This window comes from Rhizobacter sp. P2_H2 (assembly GCF_056403375.1).
The window spans coordinates 1-3,746 of record NZ_JBFUFP010000526.1; the positions used below are offsets into that span (position 1 = coordinate 1).

Here is a 3,746-nt window from a genome sequence, read left to right on the forward strand (position 1 = left end):
GCCAGAGGGCAGGAACATCAGGAAACTGACATGTCCGTCGCAGATCTGAACAAGGCCGAGATCGTCAAGGCCAATGCCCGCAGCGCCAACGACACCGGCTCCCCCGAAGTGCAAGTGGCCCTGCTGACCGCTCGCATCAACGAGCTGACCCCCCACTTCAAGCTGCACCTGAAAGACCACCACGGTCGCCGCGGCCTGCTGAAGATGGTCAACACCCGCAAGAGCCTGCTGGCCTACCTGCGCAAGACCGATGCCGACCGCTACACCGCGCTGATCCAGAAGCTGGGTCTGCGCAAGTAATCCGCGAATGAAAGCCGAGAGCCTGTCTGGATCCTCCAGCACAGGCTCTTTGCGCTTTTGGAGCTGAGCACCCACAGATGACGATGTGTCATTCCACCAGCGTTCGAACGGATGAGCGCCGCTGGAATGGCATCGCGCCAGGTTGCCGCAGTTCCGGGTCCAAGGGCGCCGCCCTCACGAGGCGCTGACAACAAACCGGAGAAATGACATGAGCATGTTCAACAAAGTCACCAAGACCTTCCAATGGGGCCAGCACACGGTCACGCTGGAAACCGGCGAGATCGCCCGCCAGTCGAGCGGTGCCGTGCTGGTCAACATCGAAGACACCGTGATCCTCGCCACCGTGGTCGGTGCGAAGAGCGCGAAGCCGGGCCAGGATTTCTTCCCGCTGACGGTCGACTACATCGAGAAGACCTATGCCGCCGGCAAGATCCCCGGCAGCTTCTTCAAGCGTGAAGGCCGCCCGAGCGAACTCGAGACGCTGACCTCGCGCCTGATCGACCGCCCGCTGCGCCCGCTGTTCCCCGAAGGCTTCTACAACGAAGTCCAGGTCGTCATCCACGTGCTGTCGCTGAACCCGGAAGTCTCGGCCGACATCGCCGCGCTGATCGGCTCGAGCGCCGCGCTCGCGATCTCGGGCATCCCGTTCAACGGCCCGATCGGTGCCGCACGCGTCGGCTACGTCAACGGCCAGTACGTGCTGAACCCGGGCAAGACCCAGCTGCTCGACTCGCAGATGGACCTGGTCGTCGCGGGCACCGAAGCCGCCGTGCTGATGGTCGAATCCGAAGCCCAGCAGCTGAGCGAAGAAGTGATGCTCGGCGGCGTGGTGTTCGGCCACGACCAGAGCAAGATCGCCATCGCCGCGATCAACGAGCTGGTGCGTGACGCCGGCAAGCCGGCCTGGGACTGGGCCGCGCCCGCCAAGGACGAGGCCTTCATCGGCAAGGTCACCGGCCTGGCCGAAGAGAAGCTGCGCGCTGCCTACCAGATCCGCTCGAAGCAGGCCCGCACGCAGGCCACGCGCGAAGCCACCGCTTCGGTGCTGGCCGCGCTGACCGCCGAAGGTGTCGAGTTCGACAAGGTCAAGGTCGACAACGTGCTGTTCGACATCGAGGCGCGCATCGTGCGCAGCCAGATCCTGCAGGGCGAACCCCGCATCGACGGCCGCGACACCCGCACCGTGCGCGCGATCGAGATCCGCAACGGCGTGCTGCCGCGCGTGCACGGCTCGGCGCTGTTCACCCGCGGCGAGACGCAGGCGCTGGTCGCCGCGACGCTCGGCACCGACCGCGATTCGCAGAAGATCGACGCGCTCGCCGGCGAGTTCAGCGAGCACTTCATGCTGCACTACAACATGCCCCCGTTCGCCACCGGCGAAACCGGCCGCGTCGGCACGCCGAAGCGCCGCGAGATCGGCCACGGCCGCCTCGCCAAGCGCGCGCTGGTCGCAGTGCTGCCGGACCGCGTCGAGTTCCCGTACTCGATGCGCGTGGTCTCGGAGATCACCGAGTCGAACGGCTCGTCGTCGATGGCCTCGGTGTGCGGCGGCTGCCTCGCGCTGATGGACGCCGGCGTGCCGCTGAAGGCGCACGTCGCCGGCATCGCGATGGGCCTGATCAAGGACGGCAACCGCTTCGCCGTGCTGACCGACATCCTCGGCGATGAAGATCACCTGGGCGACATGGACTTCAAGGTGGCCGGCACGACCGCCGGCGTGACCGCGCTGCAGATGGACATCAAGATCCAGGGCATCACGAAGGAGATCATGCAGGTCGCGCTGGCGCAGGCCAAGGAAGCCCGCCTGCACATCCTCGGCAAGATGACCGAGGCGATGGGCGAAGCGAAGACCGAGGTCTCGCAGTTCGCACCGCGCCTGTACACGATGAAGATCAACCCGGAGAAGATCCGTGACGTGATCGGCAAGGGCGGCGCGACCATCCGTGCGCTGACCGAAGAGACCGGCACCACGATCGACATCGGCGAAGACGGCACCATCACGATCGCGTCGGCCGACTCCGACAAGGCCGCCTACGCGAAGAAGCGCATCGAGGAGATCACCGCCGAAGTCGAGGTGGGCAAGGTCTACGAGGGCCCGATCACCAAGCTGCTGGAGTTCGGTGCGCTGGTCAACCTGCTGCCGGGCAAGGACGGCCTGCTGCACATCAGCCAGATCGCGCACCAGCGCGTCGAGAAGGTCACCGACTTCCTGAAGGAAGGCCAGATCGTCAAGGTCAAGGTGCTCGAGACCGACGAGAAGGGCCGCGTCAAGCTGTCGATGAAGGCCCTGATCGACCGCGACCAGGCGCCTGCGCAGGAGTGATGACCGGCCGCGCGGCCGCTGCGTCTCGACGCGGTGGCCGTGTGGTGGCGTCCTGCCCACCGAGCTTCCGATGAAAGCCATCGCGATCACCACCCCCGGCGCGCCTGACGTGCTGCGCGCCATCGAGYGCGCGGCGCCCGTGCCGGCTGCCGGCGAACTGCTGATCCGCGTCGGCGCATCGGGCGTCAACCGTCCCGACGTGCTGCAACGCAAGGGCCTGTACCCGGTGCCGCCGGGCGCGTCCGACCTGCCGGGGCTGGAGGTCGCGGGCGAGGTGATCGGTGGCGATGCAGCGGCGCTGGCTGCCGCCGGCATCTCCATCGGCGACCGCGTGTGCGCGCTGGTGGCCGGTGGCGGCTATGCCGAGTTGTGCGTTGCGCCGGTGGGCCAGTGCCTGCCGGTGCCGCAAGGCTTCAGCGACATCGAGGCCGCGAGCCTGCCCGAGACCTTCTTCACCGTCTGGTCCAACGTGTTCGAGCGCGCCCGCCTGCAACCGGGCGAGACGCTGCTGGTGCAGGGCGGCACGAGCGGCATCGGCGTCACCGCGATCCAGCTGGCCAAGGCCTTCGGTGCGCGCGTGATCGCGACCGCCGGCAGCGACGACAAGTGCGCCGCCTGCGTGTCGCTCGGCGCCGACCATGCGATCAACTACCGCACGCACGACTTCGTCGCCGAAGTGAAGCGGGTCACCGACGGCCGCGGTGCCGACGTGATCCTCGACATGGTGGCCGGCGACTACATCGCACGCGAGCTRCAGTGTCTGGCCGACGACGGCCGCATCGCGCTGATCGCGGTGCAGGGCGGCACGACGGCGCAGATCGATGCTGGCGCCGTGCTGCGCCGGCGGCTGACCATCACCGGCTCGACGCTGCGTCCGCGCTCCGTCGCGTTCAAGACCGCGATCGCGAAGGCGCTGCAGCAGCAGGTGTGGCCGTGGCTCGACGCCGGCCGCGTGAAGCCGGTGATCCACCAGGTGTTCCCGGCGGCGCAGGCGGCCGAGGCCCACGCGCTGATGGAATCGAACCAGCACATCGGCAAGCTGGTGCTCACATGGTGAGTACACAACTGAGCACTGCACAAGGAGCTTCGGGCATGCGTCGCAAACTCGTCGTCGGCAACTGGA

Annotated in this window: 3 protein-coding genes; all 3 read left to right on the forward strand. The window is 67.4% G+C overall.

Annotated features, from left to right (window positions below; all coding sequences use genetic code 11):
* Positions 1–30: 30 nt before the first annotated feature.
* The 3 genes from rpsO (at position 31) to AC1D15_RS21720 (ending at position 3,680) form a co-directional block, all read left to right on the forward strand.
* Entirely contained in the window at positions 31–300 is a 270-nt protein-coding gene (gene rpsO / locus AC1D15_RS21710; protein ID WP_047502936.1) for a 30S ribosomal protein S15, read from the forward strand.
* A 208-nt stretch (positions 301–508) separates the two neighbouring features.
* The gene (gene pnp / locus AC1D15_RS21715) at positions 509–2,623 is read left to right on the forward strand and encodes a polyribonucleotide nucleotidyltransferase (RefSeq protein ID WP_477827599.1); all 2,115 of its coding nucleotides are present in this window, start codon (positions 509–511) and stop codon (positions 2,621–2,623) included.
* Positions 2,624–2,693: 70 nt separating this feature from the next.
* Positions 2,694–3,680 carry an NAD(P)H-quinone oxidoreductase gene (locus tag AC1D15_RS21720; RefSeq protein WP_477827600.1) on the forward strand — a complete coding sequence of 329 codons (987 nt, stop codon included), beginning with the start codon at positions 2,694–2,696 and terminating at the stop codon, positions 3,678–3,680.
* The last annotated feature ends 66 nt before the right edge of the window (positions 3,681–3,746 follow it).